The sequence below is a fragment of the Caulobacter sp. LjRoot300 genome (genome assembly GCF_964253875.1).
GTDB lineage: Bacteria > Pseudomonadota > Alphaproteobacteria > Caulobacterales > Caulobacteraceae > Caulobacter.
On the sequence record NZ_CAXUSA020000002.1, the window covers coordinates 132,495 to 159,085 of the forward strand.

Here is a 26,591-nt window from a genome sequence, read left to right on the forward strand (position 1 = left end):
GTTCATCGCCTCGCGGAGGCCAGATCGAGGATGGTTTGGCCCATGGAGGACAGGGTGACCTGCTTCTCCACGGCGCCGAGTTCAAAAGCCGTGCGCGGCATGCCGTAGACGACGCAGCTCTGCTCGTCCTGGCCGACCGTCCGGGCCCCGGCCTTGCGCATGGCCAGCAGGCCCTGGGCGCCGTCGCGGCCCATGCCGGTCAGGATGGCGCCGACCGCCTTGTCGCCGACCGCCTGGGCCACCGAGTTGAACAGCACGTCCACCGACGGCCGGTGGCCGCTGACGGGGTCGCCCTGAACCAGGCGGCAGCGCAGCCCGGCCGAACGGACGACTTCCAGGTGGGTCGCGCCGCCCGGGGCGACATAGACCTTGCCCGGCTCCAGCAGGGCGCCGTCGACGGCTTCCTGCACCCGGGCGCCGCTGGCCCGGTCCAGGCGGGCGGCGAAGCTGGCGGTGAAGGTCGCCGGCATGTGCTGGGTGATCACCGTCGGCGGGCCGGTTTCGGGAAACTGGCTGAGGATCGTCAGCAGGGCTTCCACCCCGCCGGTCGACGAGCCGATCGCCACGATGTCGCCCGAGGGGACGTAGTTCAGGCGGCGGGCGGTGGCCGGCGCGGCGTCGGCCTTGGTCCGCACCGAGGCGCGGGCGGCGGCCTTGACCTTGTCGGCCACCTCGGCCAGCGCCTCGGCGGTGCCGGTGGCGTTGGTGGGCTTGCCCACGCAGTCGACCGCGCCCAGCTCCAGGGCGCGCAGGGTCATCTCGGCCCCGGCCTGGGTCAGGCTGGAAACCATGACCACCGGCATCGGCCGCAGGCGCATGATCTTCTCGAGGAACTCGATGCCGTTCATGTTCGGCATCTCGATGTCGAGGGTGACGACATCGGGGTTCAGGGCCTTGATCATGCCCCGGGCCTCGAACGGGTCGCCGGCGGCGCCGACCACCTCGATCTCGGGGTCGCGGGTCAGGGCGGCCGTGATCAGGCTCCGCATGGTGGCGGAGTCATCGACGACGAGAACACGAATCCTGGCCATCAGCGACCTGCCTTGCGGTAGGCGGTCAGGCCGGCGCTTTCGAAGGCGGTGATGGAGGCTCCCACGCGTTCGGAATGGCCGACATAGAGCTTGCCGCCCGGGGCGACCAGCGGCGCGAAGCGCTGCCAGACCCGCTCCTGGGTGGGCTCGTCGAAATAGATGACGACGTTACGGCAGAAGATGGCGTCGAACGGCCCCTTCATCGGCCAGCTTGGGCCGTTGAGGTTCAGCTCGCGGAAAGCCACCATCTGGCGGGCCGCCTCGCAGACCCGGAAGCTGCGGCGGTCGCCGGCATCGCGCTCGAAGTACTGGTTTCGCATGTTGGCGGGGATGCCTTCGAGGAGTTGCTCCTCGTAGACGGCCGCCCGGCCGGTGGCCAGCACGTTGGTGTCGATGTCGGTGCCCAGGATCCGGATGTCCAGGTCGGCGGCGTTCGGCCACACCGACAGCACCGTGAAGGCCATCGAATAGGGCTCCTGGCCCGACGAGCAGGCCGCCGACCACAGGCGCAGGCGCCCGCCGGCCCGGACCTTGTCGGCCATCGGCTCAAGGATGCTGGCGCGCAGGTCGTCGAAGTGGTGCGGCTCGCGGAAGAAGCGGGTGACGTTGGTCGTCAGGGCCCGGAGCATGTGCTGCTGCTCGTCGACATTGCCGTCCTGGGCGACGAACGCGCAGTACTCGGCGAACGACTTCAGGCCCAGGGTGCGCAGGCGCTTGGCCAGGCGCGAATAGACCAGCGTCGCCTTGCTGTCGGGCAGGCTGATGCCGGCTTGGTCGTACAGCAGGGCGGCGATCCGCTTGAAGTCGGCGCTCGTGAAGGCGAACTCGCCATCGACGAGGGCCTCGCGGCGATCGGTGAAGGAGGTCGAGGGTGTGGTCATCTCAGGCGGCCAGGGCCTCGCGCTCGGGGAGCAGGCGGTCCAGCGAGATCTCGCTGATCATCCGCCCTTCAATGGAAATGATGCCGCGCACGAAGTGGCGGACGTTCTCGCAGGCGATGTCCGGGGTCGGCTGGCACATGGCGTCGGTGATCGACAGGATGTCGGACACCGCGTCGACCAGCAGGCCGACCGTGCGGTCGCCGGCCTGGACCACGATGAACACGCTGCGCACGTTCGGCTCGGTGGTCGGCATGCCGATGCGAGCGGCCAGGTCCATGATCGGCAGGACCGCGCCGCGCAGGTTGATCACGCCGCGCATGTAGGCGGGCGACTGCGGCAGGGTGGTGGCCGGGCTCCAGCCGCGGATCTCTCGGACGGCCATGATGTCCACGCAGTATTCCTGCTCGCCCACGCGGAACGAGATCAGTTCGCGGGTTTCGGTGCTGGACGTGGGGGTGGGTTCGGTCATCGGGCTATTCCGCGGCGATGAGGGTGGGGTCGGAAGGCTGCGGCGGACCACGGCGGCGCAGGTTAATCACCGCGTCGACGTCGAGGATCAGCGCCACCCGGCCGTCGCCCAGGATGGTCGCAGCCGCGACCCCCTCGACCTGCTGGTAGTTCTGCTCGAGCGACTTGATGACCACCTGGCGCTGGCCGTGGATGGCGTCGGCCACCAGGGCGGCGCGCGAGCCGTCCTCGCCCTCGACCAGCAGGACCACGCCCTCGGTCGCAGCCGGCGAGCGGTCGCGGTAGTTCAGGGTCAGGCCCACGTCGATCAGCGGCACGAAGCTGTCGCGCACGGCGAGCACGTGGCCGGAAGGACCCAGGGGGCGGATTTCCTCCGCCTTCGGACGCAGGCTTTCGACGATGCAGGCCAGGGGGATGACCAGGGTCTCGCCGGCGACGTCGACCACCATGCCGTCCAGGACGGCCAGGGTCAGCGGCAGGCTGAGGGTGAAGGTCGAGCCCAGGCCCGGACGCGAGGTGATCGAGATGCGGCCGCCCAGGGCCTGCACCGAGCGCTTGACCACGTCCATGCCGACGCCGCGGCCGGAGACGTCCGAGATCTTGTCCGCGGTCGAGAAGCCGGGGAGGAAGATCAGGTTGTCGATCTCCTCGTCGGTCAGGGTCAGGTCCGGCGAGATCAGGCCCTTCTTGACCGCGATCGAGAGCACCCGCTCGCGGTTGATGCCCTTGCCGTCGTCCTGGACCTCGATGACGATCCGGCCGCTGCGGTGCAGGGCCGCCAGGCGCACGACGCCCTCGGGATTCTTGCCGGCCGCCTTGCGCTCCTCAGGGCTTTCCAGCCCGTGGTCGATGGCGTTGCGCAGCATGTGGGTGATCGGGTCGGCCAGACGCTCGATGACCGTCTTGTCGACCTCGGTGTTCTCGCCGTCCATCACCAGCCGAGCCTGCTTGCCCGTCATGTTGGCGACTTCGCGGACCAGGCGCGGCATGCGCTGGAACACCGACTTCACCGGCTGGGCGCGGATGGCCATGACGCTGTCCTGGATCTCGCGGGTGAGCTGTTCCAGCTCGTCGAGACCCATGGCCAGGTTGGAGGACGGGGCGATGCCGTATTCGCCGACGCGTTGGGCCAGCATGGCCTGGTTGATGACCAGTTCGCCGACCAGGTCGATCAGGCGGTCGATGCGCTCGGGATCGACGCGGATCACCGACTGGCCCGGACCGGGGACGTCGATCTGGGCCGGCTTGGCGGCCGGGGCGGCCGGGGCGGCGGGGGCGTTGGCGGCGACCGGGGCGGCGACGGGGGCCGGCGGGGCGATCTCGACGACCGGAGCGGCGGCGACCGGCGCTTCGACGGGGGTCGCGATCGCGGCGGGCGCGGGTTCAGGCGCCGGGGCGGCCACTTCGAGCAGGGTGGCCAGCACCTCGGCCACCGGGGCCTCGCCGCGGGTGATCTCCAGTTCGCAGTCGCCGTCGACGAATTCGAAGACCTCGCGGATGGCCTCCTCGCCCTGCTCGGTCTCGAGGCGGACGCTCCAGGTGACGTAGGCGGCTTCGGGGTCGATGAATTCCAGGGTCGGCAGGGCGCTGTCGTCCAGGGTGGCCTGGATCGGACCCAGACGGCTCAGTTCGCGCAGCAGCAGGGCCGTCTCGTTGGCCTTGCGGTAGAGGTCCGACTTCGGACGGATCGACACCGTCCAGACATTGCCGTCGAGCACGGCCGCGTCGGCGGCCTGGGCGTCGAGGCTGATGGTCATCGGCTGGAAGTCGAAGCCCAGGTCGTCGTCGTCCAGGCCGTCATCCGACCCGATGACGATCGGGGCGGCGTCGACATACTGGGAAACTTCCGCCACGGGCGCGGCGGCGGCCGGGGCGGCGCTGGGGTCGGTGGCGATCTTCAGCTCGGCGGCCATGGCGGCCGAGACGTCCATGTCGACGACGCCCAGGCCGCGGGCGGCGCTGACGTGGTCGGCCAGCACGTCCGAGGCGCGCAGCAGCAGGGCCGTCAGGTCGGGCGTGCCGGGGATCTCGTTCGACCGCAGGGCGTCCAGCAGGGTCTCGAACACGTGGGCGAAGCGCACCAGCGGTTCCAGGCCGAAGGCGCCGGCCCCGCCCTTGATCGAGTGCACGGCCCGGAACACGGCGTTGACGGTGTCGCCATCGTCGTTGCCGTCCTGCATGGCCAAGAGCCCGCCTTCAAGATCGGCGAGCAGTTCCTCGCATTCCTGAAAGAAGGTGACCTTGATGGCCTCTAGCTCGTCCATTCCCCGACTTCCTACAAAGGCGCTTCAGTACCTAGAACACCTGACGATCAGGCCGCGACGCGGCGGATCGCCTCGACGAGCTTCTCGGGATTGAACGGCTTGACGATCCAGCCGGTCGCGCCGGCTTCGCGAGCCCGCTGCTTCTTGCTGGGGTCGCTTTCCGTGGTCAGGACCAGGATCGGGATGGCGCGATAGTCGTCGTCGACCCGCACCGCCTCGATGAAGCCGAAGCCGTCCAGCTTGGGCATGTTGATGTCGGTGATGATCACGTCGGGGCGATGGGCGGACAGCACTTCCAGCCCGTGTTCGCCATCGACGGCTTCGACGACGTTGAACCCGGCGCCGGCGAGGGCCATGCGCAGCATGTCCCGCATCGTACGCGAGTCATCGACCGTGAGGACAGTACGCGTCACGATGCAGCTCCTTGGATTTCGGCCTGAAGCAGGACCCCTTCGGCCCCGAAAAGACGGATGGTTTCCACGAACGCCTCGGAAGGCGCGGTGATCGAAAAGGGTTTGCCGTCCTCGGCCCAGGCCTTGCGGGCGGCCAGCAGGACCTGCAGGCACAGCCCGCCGAGGCGGCGCACCTGGTCGGCATGGACTTCGATGTCCTGGCCGCGGCGCTCGACGAAGGCCTGCTTGAGCGGCCCCGAAGCCTTCAGGTCAAGGGTTTCGGGCAGGGCGATCGCTGTCGACATCAGAACTCCTCCCAGCCGTCGCTGGCGGGGGCGGCCGCCGCGCCGCCACGCCCGGGACGGGCGAAGGCGTTGAGGCGGGCGCGCTGCTCGGCCACGGGATTGGCGGCGGGGGCGTGGTAGGCGGGATCAGCCATCTGCGGACGCTCGTAGGACGCCTGCTGGCGACCGCTGCCGACGTTGAAGCGGCCGATCAGGCGCACCAGCTCGCCCGTCTCGCCCTTCAGCGAGTGGGTGGCGGCGGTCGACTGCTCGACCATGGCGGCGTTCTGCTGGGTCACCTGATCCATCTGGTTGACGGCGGTGTTGACCTCGTTGAGGCCGGTCGCCTGCTCGGCGGCCGAGGCGGCGATTTCGGTGACCAGAGCGTCGATCTCGCCGACCTTGGTGACGATCCGCTGCAGGGCCTCGCCCGTCTGGCCGACCAGGCTGACGCCTTGGCTGACCTGCTGGGTCGAGGACGAGATCAGGGTCTTGATCTCCTTGGCCGCTTCGGCCGAGCGCTGGGCGAGAGCCCGCACTTCCTGGGCGACGACCGCGAAGCCGCGGCCGGCGTCACCGGCCCGAGCCGCTTCGACGCCGGCGTTCAGGGCCAGCAGGTTGGTCTGGAAGGCGATCTCGTCGATGACGCCGATGATCTGGTTGATCTGCTTGGACGAGTCCTCGATGGCGCCCATGGCCGAGACGGCCTCGTGCACGACCTGGCCCGAATGGGTGGCTTCGCCGCGGGTGCTGGAGACCACTTCCGAGGCCTGCTTGGCGCCGCTGGCGGTGCGGCGCACCGTGGCGGTCAGCTCGTCCAGGGCGGCGGCGGTTTCTTCCAGCGAGGCGGCCTGCTGCTCGGTGCGGCGCGACAGGTCGTCCGAGGCGTGGGCGATTTCGTCGGCGCCGGTGCGCAGGCCGTCCGTCGAGGCCGCGATGACCTTGATGGTTTCCTGCAGCTGGGTGATGGCGGCGTTGAAGTCGTCCTTCAGCTTGCGATAGTCGCCTGGGAAGTCGGCCTGGACGCGATAGGTCAGGTCGCCCTTGGCCAGGTGCTCCAGCGCGTCGGCCAGCGACGACACCACCAGGGCGTTCTCGCGGGCGGCGGCGGCGGCGGCCTCTTCCTTGGCCCGGCGCTCGTCGGCGGTCAGGGCGGCCGACTTCTCCTGCTCGGCGCGCATCTGCTCCAGGTGCAGCTGGTTGTCGCGGAAGACCTTCAGCGAGCGGACGATGGCGCCCAGCTCGTCGCCGCGGGTCATCTTCTCCAGGTCGATCGTGTTGTCGCCCTTCGACAGCTTCTCGGTGGCGCCGGCGATGTCGCCGATCGACTTGCGGGTGGTCATGACCGTCATGAAGGCCAGGCCGGCGACCGCGCACAGCGTGATCAGCGACAGGACGATCGTGGCGCTCATCGCCGCATTGGCCTCGGCCTGCTTCTTGGCGGTCTCGGTGGCGACGCGGGTGTTGGCGGACGCCACGACACCGTCCAGCTGGGCGGTCATCTTGGCGTACTGCTCTTCGAACGGGGCGATGAAGCCGGCGGCCATGTTGAAGTCGACGCCGATCATCCCGCTGACCGTGTCGATGGCGCTGCGGCATTCATCAAGCGACTTGATCAGCTCGACGATCTTGCCCTGCTCGTCCTTGGGCAGCTTGCCCTTCAGAGCGGTCAGGTCCTTCTTGATCGCGTCGGTCTCGGTCAGGATCGCCGCCATGCGGGCGTCGTTCTTGTCGACCTCGATGTTCCCGGCCTTGTGGGTCATCACGGTGAACAGTTCGCCGTTGATGTTGGAGATCCGCTTGGAGATCGCCTGGATCTCCATGTTCTCGCGCATGTCGTTCTCGACGACCTGCTTGAGCGCGGCGGACTGGCTCTTCTGCACGACGATCGCGCCGCCGGCCATCAGGGCCAGCATGAGCAGAGCGAAAGCCGGCGCGAAGCCGATTTTGATGATCAACGGAAGATCGACGAGCCGAAAGCGCTTCATCGGATGGGTCCCCTCTAGCGGTGTTTCCGTGCGCACGGATCACCAACGTCGAGGGCGATCATCACGGCATATTCCTAATAGTTCCTGACTTTGGTTAAGAGCCTGTGCCGCAGGGCGTGTCGCACCCCAAAAATTCCGCGCCGCGCAAAGCCCCGGCCGCCTGGTCCTGGAATAAGGAATGGGCGCGCGCGAGTCGCGTACGCGAAGACGACGCTGAAATCTGAGTGTAGTTTCAAGTGAAACAACGTATTCGGCAAGTAAACGTGGTTACCGATGAATGAATAAAACTATCTTCCGGTGACTCAGAATATTTTAACTCGGTTCTGCGAAAAAGCTCAGGCGTCCGGACGACGCGACGTCCGAAGGGCGAGACACACTATTAGGAGCAGCGGGATGAAATATCCGATCGCTATTGCCGCGGGAATCGCTGGCAGCTTTTTCGTCGCTCAAGCCGCCTCGGCGGCTGGCGGCTTCGAAGACCAAATGGGCCGTTGCCTGCAGCAGTTCGCCAACACGCGCGACGCGGCCCAGGTGATGCTGGAATGCACCGCCGACGCCGGCAAGCTGACCGAGTGCAAGGTCGTCGACAACAGCGCGGCCGGCAAGGGTTTCGACAAGGCCGCCATGTGCATCGCTGAAAAGCTGCCGATGGGCGCCAAGACCGGCACCGTGAAGGTTCCGTTCCGCTTCCCGGGCGGCGCGTAAGTCTAAAAGCTCTCTCCCTTCCTGGAGAGATCTTAATACGCCTCCGCTGGCTCCGCCGGAGCGTCCTTACAGGGGACGTTCCGGCCCGGGGCCGGTGGGGGCGTTTTGCGTTTTAAGGGGTCGTGCGCCGAGTGGGGACAGGCACGTGTGCCTGTCCCCAGCAGCAAATGTCCCCAGCAACAAATCCCCTAACCGCCCCGCTTCAGCGTTTCGCGGGCGATGACCAGTTGCTGGATCTGGCTGGTGCCCTCGTAGATCCGGAAGATCCGCACGTCGCGATACAGGCGCTCGATGCCGTAATCGGCGACATAGCCGGCCCCGCCGAAGATCTGCACCGCCCGATCCGCCACCCGGCCGACCATTTCCGAGGCGAACAGCTTGGCGGCCGCCGCCTCCAGGGTCACGCCTCGGCCGGCGTCGCGCTGGCGGGCCGTCTCCAGCACCAGGGCCCGGGCGGCCAGGGCCTCGGTCTTGCTGTCGGCGATCATCGCCTGGATCAGCTGGAAGCTGGCGATCGGCTGGCCAAACTGCTTGCGCTCGCTGGCATAGGCCACGCAGTCGACCAGCAGGCGCTCGGCCACGCCGACGCAGACGGCGGCGATGTGCAGGCGGCCCCGGTCCAGCACCTGCATGGCGACCTTGAAGCCCTCGCCCTCTTCGCCCAGTCGATTCCAGGCCGGCACGCGGACATTATCGAAGGTGACGTCGTGGATGTGGGCCCCCTGCTGGCCCATCTTCTTCTCGGGCTTGCTGACGCTCAGGCCGGGCAGATCGCGCGGCACCAGGAAGGCCGAGACGCCCGAGCCGCCCTTGGCCTCGGGATTGGTGCGGGCCATCACCGTGAACAGCGAGGCCTTGCCGGCGTTGGTGATGTAGCGCTTGGACCCGTTCAGCACATAGTCGTCGCCGTCCAGGGTCGCGCGGGTCTGGACGGCGGCGCTGTCGGACCCGGCCTCGGCCTCGGTCAGGGCGAACGAGGTGACGATCTCGCCGGACGCGATGCCCGGCAGCCAGCGGGCCTTCTGCTCATCGGTGCCGAACATCACCAGCCCCTGGCTGCCGATGCCGACATTGGTGCCGAACACCGAGCGGAAGGCCGGCGAGGCGCGGCCCAGCTCGATCCCGACCAGGCACTCCTCCTCCATGTTCAGGCCCAGGCCGCCGAATTCCTCCGGGATCGACAGGCCGAACAGGCCCAGCCCCTTCATGTCCTCGATGACCTCGGCGGGCACCGCGTCGTCCTCGGCGACCTTGGCCTCGATCGGCCGCAGCCGCTCGGCGACGAACCGCCGGACGGTGTCGATCAGCTGCTCGCGGGTCTCCAGGTCCAGGGCCATGGCGCTCCCTCCACTTCAAACATCTGTTTTGAGCAGACTGTAGCGGCGACGCGTCGGAAGGAAAGCGCCGAGTGCGCGACCGCGTCTGGCGACGGCGATCACGAAGCGACGCTGTCTTTCCGCTTCAAAAGCGACCCCGGGTTGCTAGGCTCCCGCCATGAGCGATCTCCTCACGCCGACAAAGGTCGACCCGCTGGCGGCGCCGCAGGCCGCCGCCCTGGACCGCGACGGCTACCTGCTGCTGCGCGGCGCCGTGCCGCAGGCCTGGCGCGAGGCCCTGCGCGACGCGTTCGAGGCCGGCGTGGGACCTGACGACCAATGGGCCGCGCCGCGCGGCGTCGGCTGGCGCCACGCCCTGGTCGACCTGGATCCCACGGTGCGGCGAACCTGCCGGCTGCCGTCCCTGCTGGCCGCGGCCGGACGGATCCTGGGCGAACCCTTCTTCCTCTGCCAGGTCGAGGGCCGCGAGCCGCTGCCGAACGCCGGCTATCAAGCCCTGCATCGCGACGGCGTGGGCCAGAACGCCGTCGCCGCCCTGGTCTTCCTGGATTCCTACGGACCAGGCAACGGCGCCACCCGCGTGGTCCCGCGCCCGCTCGATCCTGGCGACCTGGACGGCGAGCCGGACGAGGCCGCGTCGCTGGTCCTGGCGGGCGAGGCGGGGGACATCCTGGCGTTCGACGCCGACCTGCTGCACGGGGCGACCCGCAACCGCTCCGGCGCGCGGCGGCGATCGCTGCTGCTGAGCTTCAAGCCCGCCCGCTCGCGGGCGGACGAGGACGCCTGCCGCGCCATCCGCAACGTGCGCATGGACACCGGCGAGATGTTCGCGCCGTAGGCGCCCGCCTACACCCTTCCGGCCTCGGCCCGCGCGAGGGCGCTACGTCGCACCCCGTAGAGGAAGTACACCGCCGCCCCGATCAGGTGGGCGTACAGGAAGTAGCGCTGGGTCTTGGAGGGCAGGCTGTAGAACAGATACAGGCAGCCGAGGATGGCGCCGGGCGCCACCACTTGCCACAGCGGGGTGGAGAACATCCGCGGCCGGCCCGGGTCGCGCACCCGCAGGATGATCACCGACAGCCCCACGGCGATGAAGGCCGCCAGGGTGCCGGCGTTGGCCAGCTCGGCGATGTCCTTCAGCGACAGCAGGCCCGACAGCAGGGCCGACAGGGCGCCGGTCAGCAGGGTCATCAGCACCGGCGTGCCGGTCTTGGGGTTCACCCGCGACAGGGCCGGAGGCAGCAGGCCGTCACGGGCCATCACGAAGAAGATCCGGCTCTGGCCGTACATGAAGGCCAGGATCACGGTCGGCAGGGCGACCACCGCGGCCAGGGCCACCAGCTGGGCCATTCTCGGGTGTTGCAGGGTCTCCAGGATGAAGACCAGCGGCGCTTCGCTCTTGGAGAACACCTCGGCCCGCGAGGCGCCGATCGCGACGCCGGCCACCAGCATGTAGATCAGGGTGCAGGCCAACATCGAGCCGACGATGCCGATGGTCAGGTCGCGCCTCGGGTTCTTGGTCTCCTCGGCGGCGGTCGACACCGCGTCGAAGCCGTAGAAGGCGAAGAAGATCAGGCTGGCGGCGGCCATCACCCCGACCTTGACGCCGTCGGCGCCCGTCCCCTGGGCGGTGTGGGCGGCGAAGCCCTGCGGCATGAACGGCGTGAAGTGGCTGGCGTCGAAGGCCGGCAGGCACAGGACGACGAACACCGCCAGGGCGGCGATCTTGATCACCACCAGCACCATGTTGACGGTGGCGCTCTCCTTGGTCCCCAGGGCCAGCAGCCCGGCCACCGCGAACGAGATGATCACCGCCGGCAGGTTGACCAGCCCGCCCTGGTGCGGTCCGGCCAGCAGGGCGGGCGGGAAGCCGGCCATCTGGAACAGCCCCTGGGCGTGGGCCGACCAGCCCACCGCCACAGCCGCGCAGACCAGGGTGTATTCGAGGATCAGGCTCCAGCCGACGAACCAGGCGACAGGCTCGCCCATGGCCACGTAGCTGTAGGTGTAGGCGCTGCCCGACGCCGGGATCATCGTCGACAGCTCGGCGTAGCACAGGGCCGCGCAGGCGCAGACCGCCCCGGCGATCAGGAACGACAGCATCACGCCCGGCCCGGCCAGGCCCGCCCCGACGCCGGTCAGGGTGTAGATGCCGGTGCCGACGATGGCCCCGACGCCCAAGGCGACCAGGTGGTACCAGCTCAGGGTTTTCTTCAGGGCGTGGGCCGCGTCGCCGCCGGCCGTGTCGATCGCCTTGCGGCGCGTCCAGAAACTCATCCAGTCCTCCCGACTCTTTCGCCGGGACGATGGGCTAGCGACGCGCCGCCGCCAAGGGGGAGAATTTGCTCCGCCGACGACGTTTCGAGCACGCTCCTCCCCCTGTGGGGGAGGTGATCGCGTAGCGATCGGTGGGGGGAGTTGCAGGATCGTTGATTTTGGATCGGGCCGCCGGCCGATCACTCCCCCCACCGTCGGCTGCGCCGACACCTCCCCCACGGGGGGAGGATTGGGTTCAGATCACCGCGTCGAACGCCGCCCAGTTGGGCATTTCGGCGTCGGGCTTGCGGCCCCGGTTGGCGATCCGGGTGTAGAGCAGCTTCACGCAGCGGCTGCCGGTGGTCTCGAACAGGAACGGGAAGATTCCGTGGACGAAACAGGCCAGGCCGCCCAGCAGCATCGGAACGGCGAAGCTCCAGGCCACGGCCATGTGCTCGCCATAGGTCTCGTCGACCGAGCGGGGATGACGGGTGAAGAGATCGAACATGACGGGCCTCATGGAACGTCCTTCCATCATGCCGCGCTTCGCGAGAATAACATGGTCTCAGTCGCGCCATCATGGCAGGTATAGGGAATTCAGTTCTCCAGACAGGGCCTCGGAGAGAATGATCTCGCTGGACCAGATCGACCGCCGCCTGCTGGCGATCCTGCAGCAGGACGCCACCGTCCCCGTCGCCGAGCTGGCCGAGCGGGTGGGACTGTCCCAGACCCCGTGCTGGAAGCGGGTCAAGCGGCTGCAGGACAGCGGCGTGATCACCGCCCGCGTCGCCCTGATCGACCGCGACGCCCTGGACCTGCCGCTGACGGTGTTCGTGGCCGTCAAGACCGGCCGCCACGACGAGGACTGGCTGGCTGCCTTCGCGGCCGGGGCCAAGGCTCTGCCCGAGGTGGTCGAGTTCTACCGGATGAGCGGCGAGGTCGACTACCTGCTCAAGGTCGTGGTTCGCGACATCGCCGCCTATGACCGCTTCTACCGCCGCCTGATCGCCACCGCCCCGCTGACCGACGTGTCGTCCAGCTTCGCCATGGAGCAGATCAAGTTCACGACGGCCTTGCCGATCGCCCTGTCCTGACGGGCGATTTCACCGCCGCAGCAGGCCTTCCATCAAAGCCTTGAAGGCCGGGATGGCCTTGCGCGAGGCGGAGGCGGCGTCGGGGGCGTTGGCGATCCACATGGCCGCGTCGGTCGAGGCGCCGGAGACCAGGCGCGCGGCCACGTCGGCGTCGATATCTTCCCGGACCACCCCGTCGGCTTGCAACTGCTCCAGGCTGGCGCGGAGCGAGGCGATGCAGCCGTCGGCGCTGGGCCAGACCGACGGGTCGCCCAGCACGGCGGGACCGTCGAGCAGCACGATCCGCTGGACCTCGGGCTCCAGCGCCATCTTCACATAGCCGACGTTCTCGGCGACGAAACCGTCCCACCGCGTCGGCGCCGCGTCGGAGATCGTCTTCAGCCGCTCGGCCATCTCGGCGTCCATCTCGTGGACCACCGCCTCGAACAATCCCTTCTTGTCGCCGAAATGGTGATAGAGCGCGCCGCGCGTCAGGCCGGCCTCGGCCGTGAAATCGTCCATCGAGGCTTCGGCGTAGCCCCGCTCGCCGAAGGCCTTGCGGGCCGCGGCGATCAGCTTGGCGCGGGTCTCGGCGATCATCTCGGGACGCGATCTTCGCGACATCGCGAAACTCCTGGCGAAAAGTATCAGCGGCTCATTGACATACGTCACGTATGCAACCACCTGACTGACATACGAGGCGTATGTATGCTTTCGGAACGGGCGACGCCACCATCGAAAGGCCAGGTCCATGTCCAATCCCTATCGCGAGATCTTCCGCGCGCCCGGAACCAAGGGCTTCGCCGCCGCCGCCTTCGTGGCCCGCCTGCCGATCGCCATGGCGCCGATTGGCATCGTGACCATGCTGTCCCAGACCCACGGCGAATACTGGCTGGCCGGGGCGGTGGCCGCCGCCTTCGCCCTGACCAACGCCTTCGCCGCGCCGCAGATCTCGCGACTGGTCGACCGTTTCGGCCAGGGCCGGCTGTTGGCGCCGACGGCGGCGGTCTCGGTCGTGGCCTTCATCGCCCTGATCCTCGCGACCCGGCTGCACTGGCCGACCTGGACCCTGTTCGCCTCCGCCCTGCTGGCGGCGGCCATGCCCAGCATCCCGGCCATGGTGCGGGCGCGCTGGACCGAGGTCTTCCGCGACCGGCCCGAGCTCCACACCGCCTTCGCCTTCGAGTCCGCGGCCGACGAGCTGGTCTATATCGCCGGGGCCTCGGTCTCGGTCGGGCTCAGCGTGGCCGTGTTCCCCGAGGCCGGGCTCGTGGCCTCGACGCTGTTCCTGGCGGCCGGCGTCACCGCCTTCGTGCTCCAGCGCGGCTCCGAACCGAAGGTCCAAAGCGCCGAAGCGGGCGCGGGCGGATCCGCCATCGCCCTGCGGCCCGTCCAGATCGTCACCGCCGCCCTGGTCTTCGTCGGCGCGATCTTCGCCACCGCCGAGGTGAGCACCGTGGCCCTGACCCGCGAACTCGGCCAGCCGGACGCCGCCAGCCTGGTGATCGGGGTCTATGCGACCGGCTCGTTCGTCGTGGGCCTGGTGGTCGGGGCCCTGGCGCTGAAGGCGCCTCTGCAGCGTCAGCTGCTGGCGGCGCTGATCGTCCTGTTGCTGACCACCCTGCCCTTGCTGCTGGTGGGCAGCGTGCTGGCCTTGGCCGCGGCGATCTTCCTGAGCGGCGTGGCGATCTCGCCGACCTTCATCACCGCCTTCGGCCTGATCGAACGGCGCGTGCCGGCCGCGGCCCTGACCGAGGGCGTGACCTGGGTGATGACGGGGATCGGCATCGGCATGGCCCTGGGGGCCTTCGTGTCCGGCTGGGTGGTCGACAGCTTCGGCCCGCGAAGCGGCTTCTGGGTGTCGGTGGCCGCGGCGAGCCTGGCCCTGCTGACCGTCACGGCCGGCCAGCGCGTCCTGGGCGAGGCGCGCGCGCCGGCGGCCTAGCCGGCGCTTCGCCCGTCAGTCCGGCCAAAGATCCTGCACATCCCCCTTGCGGTTGAGCATGTGCGTGGCCCGCTTGATCAGCGTCAGCAGCCGCTCGCGCCGGCCGTCGCTGTCATAGGTCAGGGACGCCCGCGCCAGGCCTTCCAGCATGAACCGCGCCAGGTCGCGGCTGGCCTGGAAGCGCGGCCCGGCCCCGGCGTGGAGGATCTTCAGGAAGTGGTCGCCGGCCTGGGCGCGGTCGAACTCGGCCTGGGCCGGGGCCAGCAGGGCCTGGACCGCCGGGTCGGTGCGGCCGGCCGCCTCCAGCTCGGCGAAGGCCAGGAACGGCACGGTGTGCAGCAGATCCCAGTAGCTGTCGATCGCGTGCTCGGTGACGTCGGCGCCCGAGGGCAGGCCGTCGGCGGCGGCGCGGAACAGGGCCGAGCGCTCGGCCTGGACGTGGGCCACGGCCGCCTCGACCAGGGCCTCGCGGGTGGGGAAGTGGTAGAGCATCGCCCCGCGCGTCAGGCCGGCGGCGTCGGCGATCACCGGGTTGGTCGCGGCGTGATAGCCGATCTCGGCGATCAGGCGCATCGCGCAGTCGAGAATCCGCGCCCGGGTCTTCAGCGACTTGGGCGTATCCTTGGCGAGGCGGGCGGCGTCCATGACCTTGATCTAGTCAAAGCCATGTTGCGCTGCAACAGCCGAGCGCCGGCCGGGCTTCGTCTTGTCCGACAAGATCGACGGGATGGTCAAAATTCGGGCGTTGGTGCGACACGGCGTCGCGCGGCGGGCGCGACGCCATTTCACGAAAGCGACATGCAATCAGCTTAATCGCCGGACGGCTCGCCCCAACGCCATCCGGGGCCGGGGGCCGGTCCGGGGGGATCGGCTTGAACGCCGACCAGAACCGCCGGAGGGGCTAACATGGTCACCGACATCGAGATCCGCCGCTACCGCTCGATCTTCATCAGCGACGTGCACCTGGGCACCCGCGGCTGCCAGGCCGAGCTGCTGCTGGACTTCATCCGTCACGTCGAATGCGACAAGCTCTACCTGGTCGGCGACATCATCGACGGTTGGAAGCTGCGCAGCGGCTGGTACTGGCCCCAGAGCCACAACGACGTGGTGCAGAAGATCCTGCGCCTGGCCCGCAAGGGGGTCGAGGTGATCTATGTGCCCGGCAACCACGACGACCGGGTGCGCGACTTCTGCGGCGTCCACTTCGGCGGGGTGGTGGTGGTCCGCGACGTGATCCACGAGGCGGCCGACGGCAAGCGCTACCTGGTGGTCCATGGCGACGAGTTCGACGGGGTGGTGCAGCACGCCAAGTGGCTGGCCTTCCTGGGCGACTGGTCCTATAGGACCATCCTGATGCTGAATACCTTGCTCAACCGCGCGCGTCGGAAAATGGGGTTCGGCTACTGGAGTCTCTCGGCCTATCTGAAGGTCAAGGTGAAGAACGCGCTGCAATTCATCGAGAATTTCGAAGCCGCGGTCGCCGACGAAGCCCGTCGGCGCGGCGTCGACGGCGTGATCTGCGGTCACATCCACAAGGCCGAGATGCGCGAGATCGACGGCGTGCTCTATGTCAACGACGGCGATTGGGTGGAAAGCTGCACCGCGCTGGTGGAACATATGGACGGACGGCTCGAAATCCTGGAATGGTCCAAGCTTAGGTCCTGGTCGGTGATCGACCGGGCAAGGGCGCTCCCCGTCGAGCCCCCCATAGCGGAGCCTGCCGCCGCCTGATGCGGATACTACTCGCCACAGATGCTTGGGAACCGCAGGTCAACGGCGTGGTTCGGACCCTCACCAAGGTGATGGCCGAGCTGAAGGCGATGGGCCACGAGATCGACGTCGTCAGCCCCGACCAGTTCCCCACCTTCCCGCTGCCGACCTATCCGGAGATCAAGCTGGCCATCGGCGCCTACGAGCCGGTGATGGAGCGCTTCAAGTCGTTCGAGCCCGAGGCGATCCACATCGCCACCGAGGGTCCGATCGGCCTGGCCGCCCGCCGCATCTGCCTGGAATGGAAGCTGCCATTCACCACCAGCTACCATACGCGGTTCCCCGAATACGTGTCGGCGCGCCTGCCGCTGCCGCTGTCGGCCGGCTACACCTACATGCGCTGGTTCCACAAGCCGTCGGGCCGGCTGATGGTCGCCACCCCGACCATGCGCGACGAGCTGATCCGCCACGGCTTTCGCAACATCTCGCCCTGGACGCGCGGCGTCGACACCGACGTGTTCCGCCCCCGCCAGGAAGGCGAGCCGGACGTGTTCGAGGGCCTGGCCCGGCCGATCTTCCTCAATGTCGGCCGCGTGGCGGTCGAGAAGAACATCGAGGCCTTCGCGGGCCTGGACCTGCCCGGCACCACGGTGATCGTCGGCGACGGCCCGCAACGCGAGGAGCTGGCCGAGAAGTATCCGAACGTGGTGTTCGCCGGCGCCAAGTTCGGCGAGGAGCTGGCCCGCTATTTCGCCTGCGCCGACGTCTTCTGCTTCCCGTCCCTGACCGACACCTTCGGCCTGGTGATCCTGGAGGCCATGGCGGCCGGCGTGCCGGTGGCGGCGTTCTCGGCCCCCGGGCCGATCGACATCATCCCCGGCTCGGGCGCCGGCGTGTTGGCCCCTGGCCAGACCGACGGCCTGCGCGAGGCGTGCCTGGCCTGCCTGGACATCGACCACGCCACGGTGCGCAAGTTCGCCGAAGGCTTCTCGTGGCGCGCCTGCGCCGAGGAGTTCTACAAGAACCTGCAGCCCTATCCCGAGCCGGAAAAGACCCGCTTCTGGCGCCGGCTGCGGCGCCTGGCGCGGCTGAGGCGCAGACCGGCGGCTTAGGTCCTCCCCCTCTGGGGGAGGCGGCCGAAGGCCGGTGGGGGGAGTTATAGGATCGAGGTCCGAAACCCGGCCAGATACCGATCACTCCCCCCTCCGTCGGCTTCGCCGACACCTCCCCCACAGGGGGAGGATCTAGAATAGCCCCCTAGTTCCCCACCGCCTTGCTCCCCTCCACCTCGAAGCGCGCCTCGACCCCGGCCGCTTTCGCCAGCCCCGGCCGGCTCACCGGCTGGCCCCCGCCGATCCACAGGGTCACCGGTCCGGGCGCGATCGACCGCGAGCCGTCCGCCCCCACCACGCTCATCGCCGCGCCGTCCACGGCGAACCGCACGCGGCGCGTCTCGCCAGCCTTCAGATGCACCCGCTGGAAGCCGTGCAGCGACCGGACCGGCGCGCCGGCGACGTCGCGCGAGACGTACAGCTGCACCACCTCGTCGCCGTCGCGCGGCCCGCTGTTGGTGACGTCGACCGCCACGCCCTGGGCCTCGCCGGTCTTGACCGCCGCGCGCTCCAGCACCGGCTTGCCATAGGCGAACCGCGTGTAGCTGAGGCCATGGCCGAACGGATACAGCGCCTCGCCGCCGAAATAGCGGTAGGTGCGGCCGGCCATGCCGTAGTCCTTGAACGGCGGCAGCTGGTCGGCCGAGCGGTAGAAGGTCACGGGCAGGCGGCCGGCCGGGCTGAAGTCGCCCGCCAGCAGGCCGGCCACGGCGCGACCGCCCTCGCCCCCCGGATACCAGGCCTCGACGATGGCCGGCAGGTGGGCGTCGGCCCAGTTCACGCTCAGCGCCGAACCGTTCGTCAGCACCAGGACGACCGGCTTGCCAACGGCGTGCAGGCGCTCCAGAAGGCCTTCCTGGGCGGCGGGCAGGTCCAGGCTGGTGCGGTCGCCGCCGGCGAAACCCGGGGCTCGCACCGACATCTCCTCGCCTTCCAGCTTGGCGGTCAGCCCGCCGACGAAGACCACCAGGTCGGCGGCCTTGGCCGCGGCCACGGCGGCCTCGGCCCCTCGGCTGGGCCGGCTCCATTGCAGGCGCAGGTCGCCGCGCGAGCCGGATTGGTTGGCCTCGACAACGATCGCATGGGCCTTGCCCGCCGTCAGGGCGACCTCGCCGTCCGGGGCGGAGTCCGGGGCCCGGGCCCAGGCGTCGACCACGGTCCGGCCGTCGACGATCACCCGGTAGCCGCCCTCGCCGCTGACCGACAGGCGGTGGACGCCAGTCTCGGTCGGGACCAGCGTCCCGGTCCAGCGCATCGAGGTCTTGCGCTCCTGGCGCTGGGGACGGCCCCAGCCGAAGGCGGCGTTGGTCGCCGGTTCCGGGGCCGTCGCCGCTCCGGCCAGCTCCAGGCCCTGGAAGGTCTGGACCTTCAGGTCCTTCAGCATCGCGTCCGGCACGTTCTCGCGCGGCGCGCCGGTCCAGCCCGTCCCCTCGACGACGTCGATCCGGGCGTTGGGGAACCGCTCGCGCAGACCGGCCAGCACGGTGACGGGCCTGGAAGGCGTGCCATTGTAGTTGCCGACCAGGGCGTCCAGGCTGTCGGCGTTGGGGCCGATCACCGCGATCCGGGCCGGGGCGGCCTTCAGCGGCAGCAGGCCGTCGTTCTTCAGCAGCACCAGCGAGGCCTTGGCGGCTTCCAGCGACAGAGCGCGGTGGGCCGGGGTGTCGTTCTGCGCGGCCGTGATCTTGAAGTACGGCACGCGCGCGGGCGGGTCGAACAGGCCCAGCTTCAGCCGGGCGACGAACAGGCGCCGGACCGCCTGGTCCAGTTCGACCTCGCTCAGCAGGCCGTGATGGACGGCGTCGACGATCGGCGCGATGTCGGCGCTCTTGTCGGGCCCGAACTCGCCGCAGAACAGGTCGGTCCCGGCCTTGATGCTGACGGCGGCGGCCTGCTCGGCGGTCTTCACATAGCCGTGGGAGGTCGGCTGGAAGACGTCGGCGATCGCCGCGCAGTCCGAGACCACATGGCCGGAAAAGCCCCAGTCGCGCCGCAGCCGGTCGGCCAGCAGGGCGGTGTTGGCGCAGGCCGGCGCGCCATCGACGGCGTTATAGGCGCACATCACCGACTCGACCCGGGCCCGGGTCACCAGGGCCTTGAAGGCCGGCAGGTAGGTGTCCTCCAGGTCGTGGGCCGAGGGGCGGATGTCGTCGCGGTGGCGGTCGGCCTCGGGGCCGCTGTGGACCGCGAAGTGCTTGGCGGTGGCCACGGTCTTGTAATAGGCCGGGTCGTCGCCCTGCAGGCCGGTGGCGAAGGCCACGCCCATCTCGGCCGTCAGGTGAGGATCCTCGCCATAGGTCTCCTGGCCCCGGCCCCAGCGCGGATCGCGGAAGATGTTGATGTTGGGCGACCAGACGGTCAGGCCGCGATACTGGGCCGAGCCGCCGTCCGCCGCGCGCGTCGCGACGTACTTGGCGCGGAACTCGGTGGCGATGGTGTCGGCGATCCCGTGGACCATCGGCGCGTCCCAGGTGGCGGCCAGGCCGATGGCCTGCGGGAACACCGTGGCCTCCCCGGCCCGGGCCACGCCGTGCAGCCCCTCGCTCCACCAGTTGTAGGCCGGGACGGAGAGGCGCGGGATGGCGGGGGCGGCGTGCTTCAGTTGGCCGGCCTTCTCCTCCAGAGTCATGGCCGAGACCAGGGCCGCGGCGCGGGCGTCGGGCTTCAGGGCCGGGTCCAGGAACGCCGCCGGCGCCTGGGCCAAGGCGGGCGGCCCCAGGCCCATGACCGCCAAGGCCAGAGCCAGGGCGAGCGCGCCGCTGGATGGAATGATCGCTGGAGCCTTCACGCGTTTCCCCTCGTCCCGCGACCTTGAAAGGTCGTCTTGCCCGGCGCGACACCGGTGTCAGAGGTATGTAGACACAGGCCGAGGATCAGGAACAGCAAAAAGGTACCGGTACCTTTGGCGAGCCCGCCATGGCCGCCCTATCCCGCCAGCCAGGCCAGGGCCCGCCGGGCCAGAACGACGAAAGCCGCTCCCAACGTCGCCAGCAGCCCTGCGGCCGGGACCAGCAGCAGCGGACCTCCCCAACGCGGTCCGCCGGCGGTGCGCGCGGCGATCAGGAACAGGATCAGCAGCACGGCGGCGGCGGCGATGGCGATCCACAGGCCCGGCCGCGTCCCGCCGGCCCGACGCGGGAAGACCTGCCAGCGCACGAGCCCGCCGATCCGCCGCTCGGGCCCGATCCGCCTGGCCCCTTCGCTTCGGAGTCGTCGCCGCCGTCCGGACAAGGCGCTCATCGGCGGAGCGCCTCGATGATCCGGCAGCGGACGCTCCAGCCCTCGCCGCCGCGGTCGGTGAAGTCGGTGACCACCAGCTCGTAGACCTCGCCGTCCTGGGTGAGCGTGCACAGGTCGCCCACCCGCATCGGCCGGGCATGACGCGAGCGGATATGGGCCTCGCGCAGGGTGATCAGGTTGTCGCACAGCAGCTCGTAATCCTGCGAGCCGAACGGCGAGACCGGGACCGGCGCGCGCTTAGCCATCAGCGGGGACCATCAGCAAGAGCCATCAGCGGCGCGCCTTGCGGGCCGCGTACTTGGCGTCACGCTTGTCCTTGGCCTCGGCCTCGGTGGGGGCCTTGGCGCGCTTGCGTTCGGCGCGCTCGATGGCCGCGACCGCCGCCCCGGCGGCGACGGCGTCGGCCGCTTTCTTCTTGACGGTGCGGACCGCCTGGCGTTCGGCCCGCACGGCCTTCAGCTCGGCCGCCGCCGCGACGCCGCGCTCGACGAACAGCGGATCGGCCGCCGCCGACCTGGGCCTGAACTTGGCCAGCAGGGCCTGCCGAGCCTCGGCGGCCGTCTTCAGCCGGTCGGCCAGCCGGGCGCCCTTGGTTTCGTTCATGTCGCGCTCTTCATCGGAAGGGTCAGGTCTTGGTGCCGCGCAGGGCGTCGGGATCGATCGGCCGGGGCCGCGAGGGCTGGCCGCCGGTCGAGCGGGGGTCGTTGAGGCCCTTGGGCCCCGTGGGGCGAGTTCCGGGATAGGTCTTCATGGGAGTCTCCTTCGATCGGGGGCGACGGGAACGCGGCGGCTATTTCTTCTTGCCGCCCAGCGGAGACAGCAGGGTCGGCGCGGCGGCGGCGATCACCTTGGGCTTGACGGTCTTGGGCTTGCGGACTTCACGATTGCCTTTGGACAAGGAGCGTTCCTTTTTCGAAGAGAAAACCGCGCGCGACGGCGCGCGCGGTGAACGGCGATATCAGGTCCGTGAAGGGCGCTGGTCGTGGCGGCTGACGGTCATGCGACCCCTTTCCGGGGTGCGTCGAGACGGCCCGCCAAGCGGGCTGGAACTCGTCGAGGGCGCGTCCTAGCGCCTTGATGGAGCTTAGCACGGTTGCGGGACCGGCCGTTGGAAATACGTTCCCACGTCCGGGCGTCTTGGGTCACCCCCGCTTGAACAGCGTCGTCCGCTTGGCCATGAACGCCGCGATCGCCTCGCGGTGGTCGGCGCTGGCCACCAGGGCCGGCAGCTCCTCCTCGACATAGGACCGGCCATCGACGACGCGCTTGGTGGCCTCCACCGCCAGGGGCGCGCGCGAGGCGATCCATTCGGCCAGGCGGAAGGCCTCCGGCAGCAGGCGCTCGGGGGCGTGGACAGCGGTGACGATCCCGTCGGCCAGGGCCCGCTCGGGACCGAACTGGGCCCCGGTCAGCAGGTGGGCCTTGGCCCGGGCGACGCCGATCAACCGCGGCAGGCGCGTGACCGAGGCCATCAGCCCGATATTGACCCCGGACGCGGCGAACACCGCCCGCTCGCTGGCCAGGCGGATGTCGCAGGCCAGGGCCAGCTCCAGCCCGCCGCCGAAGCACCAGCCGTCGATGGCGGCGATCAGCGGCACGCGCAGGGCCTCGATCCAGTCCATCAGCCGATTGAAGTTCTCGACCGCCGCCAGGGCGTCGGGCGCGGCGCGGCCCCCTGCTTGGCGTGCGGCGGCCTCGCGCAGGTCGTCGCCAGCGCAGAACACCCCGCCCCGGCCGGTCAGCACCACCGCGCGGACCTCGTCGTCGGTGGCGATCTCGTCGAGGATCTTCACCAGCTGGGCCCGCACGGCCAGCCCCAGGGCGTTGGCCGGCGGGGCGTCCAGCTCCAGCAGCAGGATCGAGCCGGTGGGGCGGCTGACGTGGATCATCGCGCTCATCGGCCGAACGTGGCGGATGAGGGCTGGTTTGGAAAGCTGAGCCGTTTGTTCTTCGCCGCGAGGAAGACCGTCGTTTCACGCGTAACCATGCTGCGACGCAACAACTTTCCCCTTGCCAGAGTCAAACGCTTGTCACAGCCTGGGTCGACCTTGGCGGCGGAACGGCGCGCGCGGAGGCCAGAACGATGGACCGACGCCGGGTTCCGAGCCGGCGGAACGGTCCACGGAGCGCGGGAAACCGTTCGAGCGTTCGTGTTGCGGCGCCGAAGAAACCGGGGAGCGAGATGACCGACACGCTGGACAAGACCGGGCTGAAGGACCTCTACGAGATCGGCGAGATCCCGCCGGCCTTCCACGTGCCCAAGACCATGTACGCCTGGGCCATCCGCAAGGAACGCCACGGCAAGCCGTCCGACGCCATGCAGGTCGAGGTCGTGCCCACCTGGGAGATCGGCGAGGACGAGGTGCTGGTCCTGGTGATGGCCGCCGGCGTCAACTACAATGGCGTCTGGGCCGCGCTGGGCGAACCGGTCAGCGTGCTGGACGTCCACAAGCAGGCCTGTCACGTGGCCGGGTCCGACGCCTCGGGGATCGTCTGGAAGGTCGGCGCCAAGGTCAAGCGCTGGAAGCTCGGCGACGAAGTGGTCATCCACTGCAACCAGGATGACGGCGACGACGAGGAGTGCAACGGCGGCGACCCGATGTTCTCGGCCAGCCAGCGGATCTGGGGCTACGAGACCCCGGACGGCAGCTTCGCCCAGTTCTGCCGGGTGCAGTCACGCCAGCTGATGCCGCGCCCCCGGCACCTGACCTGGGAGGAGAGCGCCTGCTACACCCTGACCCTGGCCACCGCCTACCGCATGCTGTTCGGCCACAAGCCGCACGAGCTGAAGCCCGGCCAGAACGTGCTGGTCTGGGGGGCCTCGGGCGGGCTGGGGGTGTTCGCCGTGCAGCTGGCCGCCGTGGTCGGGGCCAACGCCATCGGCGTGGTCAGCGACGACGACAAGATCGACTATGTGAAGAGCATGGGCGCCAAGGCGGTGCTGAACCGCAAGGAATTCAACTGCTGGGGCCAGCTGCCCAAGGTCAACGGCCCCGAGTTCGCCGACTACATGAAGGAAAGCCGCAAGTTCGGCAAAGCCATCTGGCAGGTCACCGGCAACCGCGACGTCGACCTGGTGTTCGAGCACCCGGGCGAATCGACCTTCCCGGTCAGCGTGTTCGTGGTCAAGCGCGGCGGCATGGTGGCCATCTGCGCCGGCACCAGCGGCTTCAACCTGACCATGGACGCCCGCTTCCTGTGGATGCGCCAGAAGCGCGTCCAGGGCAGCCACTTCGCCAATCTGATGCAGGCCAGCGCCGCCAACCAGCTGGTCATCGACCGCCGCGTGGACCCCTGCCTGTCGGAAGTCTTCCCCTGGACCGACATCCCCGCCGCCCACGAGAAGATGCTGGCCAACCAGCACTTGCCGGGGAACATGGCCGTGCTGGTCTGCGCCCAGCGGCCGGGGCTTAGGACGTTCGAGGAGGTGGTGGAGATCAGCGCGGGGCTGTAGGGCCCGCCTCGTTCAGCGCGATCACCACGCCGTCGGCCGTCTCGCGCACGCCGTAGGTCCGCAGAACCAGGTCAGCGCAGGACGAGCGCCCAGTCGCCATATCGAAACCGATGGCGCAACCGGGGCAATACAGCCGCCCGGCTTCAACACCGCCGTCCATCAGGTCCAACCCGTAGTGCGGGCAGGCGCCGTCCAACGCGCGCAGCCCATCCTGAGCGCGCACCAGCATCAGGCGGCGATCATCGTTCAGCGCCACGGCTATCCGCTCTCCCAGAGCCAGCGGCTGGTCCAGCGTGATCCAGACGAGGGCGCCGTCGACCTGCGTCGGCGCGATCGCCGCCCGCAGCGTGGGCGCGCGCACGGGATCGGGAGCGTCGGACGCCAGGTGATCCTCGCGCTTGAGGTGAATGATCCTGTCCAAACGGCCGGCCTCGATGTCGCCGGCCGTGCGCCAGAACTCGCGCGCGTAGAACGAGGCCGGATCGAACGTCGGTCGAGCCGTGTTCAGGCGCAGCGAAATGGCGACCCTGGTGCGGTCGGTCACGTTCAGGTGGGTGCCGTGCAAAATCTCCGGATCGAAGACCAGCATCTCACCAGCCGCGAGCGGCGCGAAGGTCGGCGGCGGCAGGGGATGGCCCGCGGCCAGATAGAGGCTGCGGCGGTCGCAAGCCAGGGGCGCGTCGGTCAGCTGCGGATACAGCACCATGCCCGCCTCGGGCGGCACGTCACCGATCGCCCACCAGATGTTGAAGCCGTCGCGCGAGTGACCCGTCCAACTGTCCAAGTGCGGTCCATGGGCCCAGGCCGGGGGTGGATGGTCTCGGTGATAAGCGCTGGGATCATAGACCGGGTTCTTGACTCGCCGGGCGGCGGCGATCGGGCGAACCGCAGGGCTGACGCGGCCAATGCCTGGGTTCTCGGCGCTGGCCTTGGCGTAACGCGCCAGGGCGTAAGGAAAGTTGATCCGCAGAATCAGGTAGTCGTCGACGTGAAAGTCATGCGTCCAGCCCAGGGCCCAGCGCCCCACCTGGACGGCCAGGGCCAGCAGGTCGCCGCGCAGGCTTTCGATCACCCAGTCGCGCAGGGGCCCGACATCCTCGACATCCAGCACATGGTGCAGCCGGCCCAGGTCGCCGCCCAAGGTAGTAACGGCCTCGGGCCCCTTCAACTCGACCAGGGCCCCGAGAATCCGCTCGACGACGCGACCGTGCAGCCGGTCCAGGCCTGGCAAGGACTGGGGACCAAAGATTCCGTACGATCGTGGGGCGAGCGCCGGGCGGTCTATGGGGTTAGCATCGACTGGCATCGGCTCGCCGCCTTTCCACGGTCTGCGCGAAACGTCGCAGACCCTCCACGGTAACCTCGCGCATCCGCCGCGTCTCGGCCGCACTGGCGACCCGCAGGCGATGATAGGTCTCGATATCGCGGGCACGGGCCAGCACCGTGGCCACCATGTCGGTCTCGGTCATCAGGTCGATGTCCCATTCTCCCAGCCCCGCGGTCGCGACCATGGCCTTGCCACGCTCGTCGTACGACAGGTGGATCGAGTGGACGCCGAAGGCCACGCAGGGCAGAAACGCGTGCAGGCGGTAGGACACGTTCAGACGGCAGCTCCGCAGGGCGTCGATGTAGCGTTCGACATCATCGAAATACAGATGCGGCACGTCCGGATAGCCCGCGGCGAAGTCCAGGTCCATGTAGTCATGGCAGACCAGGTGAACGTGGTCGCCGTATTCGCCACGTAGTGCATCAATCAGGCGGCGCAGGTCGTGCGGGGTTCGCCATTGCAGCGCGGGCGGCACGCTCATCCGGGTTGGATGGCGGATCGACAGCAGCACTCGGCGGTCGTCCTGGCGAGCGGGCTCGAAGGCAGAGGCGTTGGCCGGCAGGAACAGCGACGGACACCCGGCCAACTCGACATTGCCCGCACCCGCTTCGTGAAGCAGAGCCCGCGAGCCGTGATCGCGAACCATGGCCACCTCGGCCTTGGCGACCAGTTGGCGGATCGTCGTATCGGGCATAGAGTCCGTGCGATGCACCCAGGCGCCAGACGCCTCATAGATCCGCCCGTGCGAGACACCGATCATCATCATCGGCGCGCGCAGGGCGCGCAGGGCGTTGGTGTCGACCGTCAACTGGCCGTTCTCGAACAGGTTTCCGCCGCCGATGACCACGCCGTCGGCGAACTGGTTCATGTCGTAGATTTGAGACGCGGTCAGCCCGCCCCGCCCCCCCGCCCCCAGAGCGGAAACATTGACGACAGAAACGTCTGGCCCGAACACCTCATAGAGCAGGTCGCGGGTCGCCTTGTTGATCAGGTCGTTTCCGATATTGGGCGTCGTGGGGCGAACGCAGAACAGGGTCGTCATAACAGCGGACGCGGCGCTTTCAATTGGAGGTGGACGTGGACGTCGATGCGGCGCCCGGATACACCATAGCGCGAAAAAGGGG

The 26,591-nt window shown here is 69.2% G+C and carries 26 protein-coding genes and 1 pseudogene; 7 read left to right on the forward strand and 20 right to left on the reverse strand.

Annotated features, from left to right (window positions below):
• Nucleotides 1-2 precede the first annotated feature (2 nt).
• The 7 genes and pseudogenes from ACSQ2G_RS06040 to ACSQ2G_RS06070 all read right to left on the reverse strand — a co-directional run bounded on the left by ACSQ2G_RS06040 (nucleotide 3) and on the right by ACSQ2G_RS06070 (nucleotide 7,354).
• Nucleotides 3-1,031, reverse strand: a complete 1,029-nt coding sequence (locus ACSQ2G_RS06040; RefSeq protein ID WP_436029162.1) for a protein-glutamate methylesterase/protein-glutamine glutaminase — start codon at nucleotides 1,029-1,031, stop codon at nucleotides 3-5.
• A complete protein-coding gene (locus ACSQ2G_RS06045; RefSeq protein ID WP_436029164.1) occupies nucleotides 1,031-1,912 on the reverse strand; it encodes a CheR family methyltransferase in 882 nt (293 codons plus the stop codon). Before ACSQ2G_RS06045 ends, ACSQ2G_RS06040 begins: the two co-directional genes overlap by 1 nt.
• 1 nt (nucleotide 1,913) lies before the next feature.
• Nucleotides 1,914-2,381, reverse strand: a complete 468-nt coding sequence (locus tag ACSQ2G_RS06050; protein WP_310083785.1) for a chemotaxis protein CheW — start codon at nucleotides 2,379-2,381, stop codon at nucleotides 1,914-1,916.
• A 4-nt stretch (nucleotides 2,382-2,385) separates the two neighbouring features.
• Nucleotides 2,386-4,644 carry a chemotaxis protein CheA gene (locus tag ACSQ2G_RS06055; RefSeq protein WP_436029166.1) on the reverse strand — a complete coding sequence of 753 codons (2,259 nt, stop codon included), beginning with the start codon at nucleotides 4,642-4,644 and terminating at the stop codon, nucleotides 2,386-2,388.
• Between the two features lie 47 nt (nucleotides 4,645-4,691).
• A complete protein-coding gene (locus ACSQ2G_RS06060; protein ID WP_028038734.1) occupies nucleotides 4,692-5,057 on the reverse strand; it encodes a response regulator in 366 nt (121 codons plus the stop codon).
• Entirely contained in the window at nucleotides 5,054-5,341 is a 288-nt protein-coding gene (locus ACSQ2G_RS06065) for an STAS domain-containing protein (RefSeq protein WP_310083789.1), read from the reverse strand. Before ACSQ2G_RS06065 ends, ACSQ2G_RS06060 begins: the two co-directional genes overlap by 4 nt.
• A pseudogene (locus ACSQ2G_RS06070) lies at nucleotides 5,341-7,354 on the reverse strand (methyl-accepting chemotaxis protein). Before ACSQ2G_RS06070 ends, ACSQ2G_RS06065 begins: the two are co-directional and overlap by 1 nt.
• A 347-nt stretch (nucleotides 7,355-7,701) precedes the next feature.
• Between ACSQ2G_RS06070 and ACSQ2G_RS06075 the strand changes: the two are divergent.
• Nucleotides 7,702-8,013, forward strand: a complete 312-nt coding sequence (locus tag ACSQ2G_RS06075; RefSeq protein WP_012284370.1) for a hypothetical protein — start codon at nucleotides 7,702-7,704, stop codon at nucleotides 8,011-8,013.
• A 188-nt stretch (nucleotides 8,014-8,201) separates the two neighbouring features.
• Here ACSQ2G_RS06075 and ACSQ2G_RS06080 read toward each other — a convergent pair whose 3' ends face one another.
• Complete coding sequence (locus ACSQ2G_RS06080; RefSeq protein WP_436029170.1) at nucleotides 8,202-9,350, reverse strand: acyl-CoA dehydrogenase family protein; 1,149 nt, start codon at nucleotides 9,348-9,350, stop codon at nucleotides 8,202-8,204.
• A gap of 157 nt (nucleotides 9,351-9,507) precedes the next feature.
• Between ACSQ2G_RS06080 and ACSQ2G_RS06085 the strand changes: the two genes are divergently transcribed.
• Nucleotides 9,508-10,188 carry a phytanoyl-CoA dioxygenase family protein gene (locus ACSQ2G_RS06085; protein ID WP_436029172.1) on the forward strand — a complete coding sequence of 227 codons (681 nt, stop codon included), beginning with the start codon at nucleotides 9,508-9,510 and terminating at the stop codon, nucleotides 10,186-10,188.
• An 8-nt stretch (nucleotides 10,189-10,196) separates the two neighbouring features.
• Here ACSQ2G_RS06085 and ACSQ2G_RS06090 read toward each other — a convergent pair whose 3' ends face one another.
• Nucleotides 10,197-11,627 (reverse strand): amino acid permease, encoded by a 1,431-nt coding sequence (locus ACSQ2G_RS06090; RefSeq protein ID WP_436029173.1) that lies wholly within the window; start codon nucleotides 11,625-11,627, stop codon nucleotides 10,197-10,199.
• Between the two features lie 235 nt (nucleotides 11,628-11,862).
• Complete coding sequence (locus ACSQ2G_RS06095) at nucleotides 11,863-12,114, reverse strand: DUF6356 family protein (RefSeq protein WP_310083804.1); 252 nt, start codon at nucleotides 12,112-12,114, stop codon at nucleotides 11,863-11,865.
• Nucleotides 12,115-12,232: 118 nt separating this feature from the next.
• Here ACSQ2G_RS06095 and ACSQ2G_RS06100 point away from each other — a divergent pair, with 118 nt between their 5' ends.
• Complete coding sequence (locus ACSQ2G_RS06100; protein WP_436029175.1) at nucleotides 12,233-12,700, forward strand: Lrp/AsnC family transcriptional regulator; 468 nt, start codon at nucleotides 12,233-12,235, stop codon at nucleotides 12,698-12,700.
• A gap of 9 nt (nucleotides 12,701-12,709) precedes the next feature.
• On the opposite strand, the gene ACSQ2G_RS06105 is transcribed toward ACSQ2G_RS06100, so the two are convergent.
• Nucleotides 12,710-13,303 (reverse strand): TetR/AcrR family transcriptional regulator, encoded by a 594-nt coding sequence (locus ACSQ2G_RS06105; protein WP_436029177.1) that lies wholly within the window; start codon nucleotides 13,301-13,303, stop codon nucleotides 12,710-12,712.
• Between the two features lie 127 nt (nucleotides 13,304-13,430).
• Here ACSQ2G_RS06105 and ACSQ2G_RS06110 point away from each other — a divergent pair, with 127 nt between their 5' ends.
• On the forward strand, nucleotides 13,431-14,624 hold the full coding sequence (locus ACSQ2G_RS06110; RefSeq protein ID WP_436029179.1) for an MFS transporter: 1,194 nt from the start codon (nucleotides 13,431-13,433) through the stop codon (nucleotides 14,622-14,624).
• Nucleotides 14,625-14,639: 15 nt separating this feature from the next.
• On the opposite strand, the gene ACSQ2G_RS06115 is transcribed toward ACSQ2G_RS06110, so the two are convergent.
• Nucleotides 14,640-15,269 (reverse strand): TetR/AcrR family transcriptional regulator, encoded by a 630-nt coding sequence (locus tag ACSQ2G_RS06115; protein ID WP_436029181.1) that lies wholly within the window; start codon nucleotides 15,267-15,269, stop codon nucleotides 14,640-14,642.
• A 261-nt stretch (nucleotides 15,270-15,530) separates the two neighbouring features.
• Between ACSQ2G_RS06115 and ACSQ2G_RS06120 the strand changes: the two genes are divergently transcribed.
• Both ACSQ2G_RS06120 and ACSQ2G_RS06125 read left to right on the forward strand, forming a co-directional pair.
• On the forward strand, nucleotides 15,531-16,355 hold the full coding sequence (locus ACSQ2G_RS06120; RefSeq protein WP_436029182.1) for a UDP-2,3-diacylglucosamine diphosphatase: 825 nt from the start codon (nucleotides 15,531-15,533) through the stop codon (nucleotides 16,353-16,355).
• Nucleotides 16,355-17,446, forward strand: coding sequence for a glycosyltransferase family 4 protein (locus tag ACSQ2G_RS06125; protein ID WP_436029184.1), 1,092 nt, complete (start codon nucleotides 16,355-16,357; stop codon nucleotides 17,444-17,446). The genes ACSQ2G_RS06120 and ACSQ2G_RS06125 overlap by 1 nt, the downstream gene beginning before the upstream one ends.
• 145 nt (nucleotides 17,447-17,591) lie before the next feature.
• Here ACSQ2G_RS06125 and ACSQ2G_RS06130 read toward each other — a convergent pair whose 3' ends face one another.
• The 6 genes from ACSQ2G_RS06130 to ACSQ2G_RS06155 form a co-directional block, all read right to left on the reverse strand.
• Nucleotides 17,592-20,234 (reverse strand): glycoside hydrolase family 3 C-terminal domain-containing protein, encoded by a 2,643-nt coding sequence (locus ACSQ2G_RS06130; protein WP_436029186.1) that lies wholly within the window; start codon nucleotides 20,232-20,234, stop codon nucleotides 17,592-17,594.
• Nucleotides 20,235-20,371: 137 nt separating this feature from the next.
• Nucleotides 20,372-20,686, reverse strand: coding sequence for a hypothetical protein (locus tag ACSQ2G_RS06135; RefSeq protein WP_436029188.1), 315 nt, complete (start codon nucleotides 20,684-20,686; stop codon nucleotides 20,372-20,374).
• Nucleotides 20,683-20,931, reverse strand: a complete 249-nt coding sequence (locus ACSQ2G_RS06140) for a hypothetical protein (RefSeq protein ID WP_310083830.1) — start codon at nucleotides 20,929-20,931, stop codon at nucleotides 20,683-20,685. The genes ACSQ2G_RS06135 and ACSQ2G_RS06140 overlap by 4 nt, the downstream gene beginning before the upstream one ends.
• Before the next feature lie 25 nt (nucleotides 20,932-20,956).
• Nucleotides 20,957-21,289, reverse strand: a complete 333-nt coding sequence (locus ACSQ2G_RS06145; protein WP_436029190.1) for a DUF6481 family protein — start codon at nucleotides 21,287-21,289, stop codon at nucleotides 20,957-20,959.
• 22 nt (nucleotides 21,290-21,311) lie between these two features.
• The gene (locus ACSQ2G_RS06150) at nucleotides 21,312-21,437 is read right to left on the reverse strand and encodes a hypothetical protein (RefSeq protein ID WP_155856733.1); all 126 of its coding nucleotides are present in this window, start codon (nucleotides 21,435-21,437) and stop codon (nucleotides 21,312-21,314) included.
• 391 nt (nucleotides 21,438-21,828) lie between these two features.
• On the reverse strand, nucleotides 21,829-22,584 hold the full coding sequence (locus tag ACSQ2G_RS06155; protein WP_436029193.1) for an enoyl-CoA hydratase/isomerase family protein: 756 nt from the start codon (nucleotides 22,582-22,584) through the stop codon (nucleotides 21,829-21,831).
• A 284-nt stretch (nucleotides 22,585-22,868) separates the two neighbouring features.
• On the opposite strand from ACSQ2G_RS06155, the gene ccrA reads away from it, so the two are divergent.
• Nucleotides 22,869-24,140 (forward strand): crotonyl-CoA carboxylase/reductase, encoded by a 1,272-nt coding sequence (gene ccrA, locus ACSQ2G_RS06160; protein WP_436029195.1) that lies wholly within the window; start codon nucleotides 22,869-22,871, stop codon nucleotides 24,138-24,140.
• On the opposite strand, the gene ACSQ2G_RS06165 is transcribed toward ccrA, so the two are convergent.
• Nucleotides 24,124-25,371, reverse strand: a complete 1,248-nt coding sequence (locus tag ACSQ2G_RS06165; protein WP_436029197.1) for a phytanoyl-CoA dioxygenase family protein — start codon at nucleotides 25,369-25,371, stop codon at nucleotides 24,124-24,126. The genes ccrA and ACSQ2G_RS06165 overlap by 17 nt on opposite strands.
• Nucleotides 25,372-25,429: 58 nt before the next feature.
• Complete coding sequence (locus ACSQ2G_RS06170; protein ID WP_436029199.1) at nucleotides 25,430-26,509, reverse strand: polysaccharide pyruvyl transferase family protein; 1,080 nt, start codon at nucleotides 26,507-26,509, stop codon at nucleotides 25,430-25,432.
• Nucleotides 26,510-26,591 lie beyond the last annotated feature (82 nt).

What these genes read in the sequence shown, in the direction of transcription:
- ACSQ2G_RS06040 (WP_436029162.1), bottom strand. Translation starts at nt 1,031, where the DNA reads ATGGCCAGGATTCGTGTTCTCGTCGTCGATGACTCCGCCACCATGCGG.
- ACSQ2G_RS06045 (WP_436029164.1), bottom strand. Translation starts at nt 1,912, where the DNA reads ATGACCACACCCTCGACCTCCTTCACCGATCGCCGCGAGGCCCTCGTC.
- ACSQ2G_RS06050 (WP_310083785.1), bottom strand. Translation starts at nt 2,381, where the DNA reads ATGACCGAACCCACCCCCACGTCCAGCACCGAAACCCGCGAACTGATC.
- ACSQ2G_RS06055 (WP_436029166.1), bottom strand. Translation starts at nt 4,644, where the DNA reads ATGGACGAGCTAGAGGCCATCAAGGTCACCTTCTTTCAGGAATGCGAG.
- ACSQ2G_RS06065 (WP_310083789.1), bottom strand. Translation starts at nt 5,341, where the DNA reads ATGTCGACAGCGATCGCCCTGCCCGAAACCCTTGACCTGAAGGCTTCG.
- ACSQ2G_RS06075 (WP_012284370.1), top strand. Translation starts at nt 7,702, where the DNA reads ATGAAATATCCGATCGCTATTGCCGCGGGAATCGCTGGCAGCTTTTTC.
- ACSQ2G_RS06080 (WP_436029170.1), bottom strand. Translation starts at nt 9,350, where the DNA reads ATGGCCCTGGACCTGGAGACCCGCGAGCAGCTGATCGACACCGTCCGG.
- ACSQ2G_RS06085 (WP_436029172.1), top strand. Translation starts at nt 9,508, where the DNA reads ATGAGCGATCTCCTCACGCCGACAAAGGTCGACCCGCTGGCGGCGCCG.
- ACSQ2G_RS06090 (WP_436029173.1), bottom strand. Translation starts at nt 11,627, where the DNA reads ATGAGTTTCTGGACGCGCCGCAAGGCGATCGACACGGCCGGCGGCGAC.
- ACSQ2G_RS06095 (WP_310083804.1), bottom strand. Translation starts at nt 12,114, where the DNA reads ATGTTCGATCTCTTCACCCGTCATCCCCGCTCGGTCGACGAGACCTAT.
- ACSQ2G_RS06100 (WP_436029175.1), top strand. Translation starts at nt 12,233, where the DNA reads ATGATCTCGCTGGACCAGATCGACCGCCGCCTGCTGGCGATCCTGCAG.
- ACSQ2G_RS06105 (WP_436029177.1), bottom strand. Translation starts at nt 13,303, where the DNA reads ATGTCGCGAAGATCGCGTCCCGAGATGATCGCCGAGACCCGCGCCAAG.
- ACSQ2G_RS06110 (WP_436029179.1), top strand. Translation starts at nt 13,431, where the DNA reads ATGTCCAATCCCTATCGCGAGATCTTCCGCGCGCCCGGAACCAAGGGC.
- ACSQ2G_RS06115 (WP_436029181.1), bottom strand. Translation starts at nt 15,269, where the DNA reads ATGGACGCCGCCCGCCTCGCCAAGGATACGCCCAAGTCGCTGAAGACC.
- ACSQ2G_RS06120 (WP_436029182.1), top strand. Translation starts at nt 15,531, where the DNA reads ATGGTCACCGACATCGAGATCCGCCGCTACCGCTCGATCTTCATCAGC.
- ACSQ2G_RS06125 (WP_436029184.1), top strand. Translation starts at nt 16,355, where the DNA reads ATGCGGATACTACTCGCCACAGATGCTTGGGAACCGCAGGTCAACGGC.
- ACSQ2G_RS06135 (WP_436029188.1), bottom strand. Translation starts at nt 20,686, where the DNA reads ATGAGCGCCTTGTCCGGACGGCGGCGACGACTCCGAAGCGAAGGGGCC.
- ACSQ2G_RS06140 (WP_310083830.1), bottom strand. Translation starts at nt 20,931, where the DNA reads ATGGCTAAGCGCGCGCCGGTCCCGGTCTCGCCGTTCGGCTCGCAGGAT.
- ACSQ2G_RS06145 (WP_436029190.1), bottom strand. Translation starts at nt 21,289, where the DNA reads ATGAACGAAACCAAGGGCGCCCGGCTGGCCGACCGGCTGAAGACGGCC.
- ACSQ2G_RS06150 (WP_155856733.1), bottom strand. Translation starts at nt 21,437, where the DNA reads ATGAAGACCTATCCCGGAACTCGCCCCACGGGGCCCAAGGGCCTCAAC.
- ACSQ2G_RS06155 (WP_436029193.1), bottom strand. Translation starts at nt 22,584, where the DNA reads ATGAGCGCGATGATCCACGTCAGCCGCCCCACCGGCTCGATCCTGCTG.
- ccrA (WP_436029195.1), top strand. Translation starts at nt 22,869, where the DNA reads ATGACCGACACGCTGGACAAGACCGGGCTGAAGGACCTCTACGAGATC.
- ACSQ2G_RS06170 (WP_436029199.1), bottom strand. Translation starts at nt 26,509, where the DNA reads ATGACGACCCTGTTCTGCGTTCGCCCCACGACGCCCAATATCGGAAAC.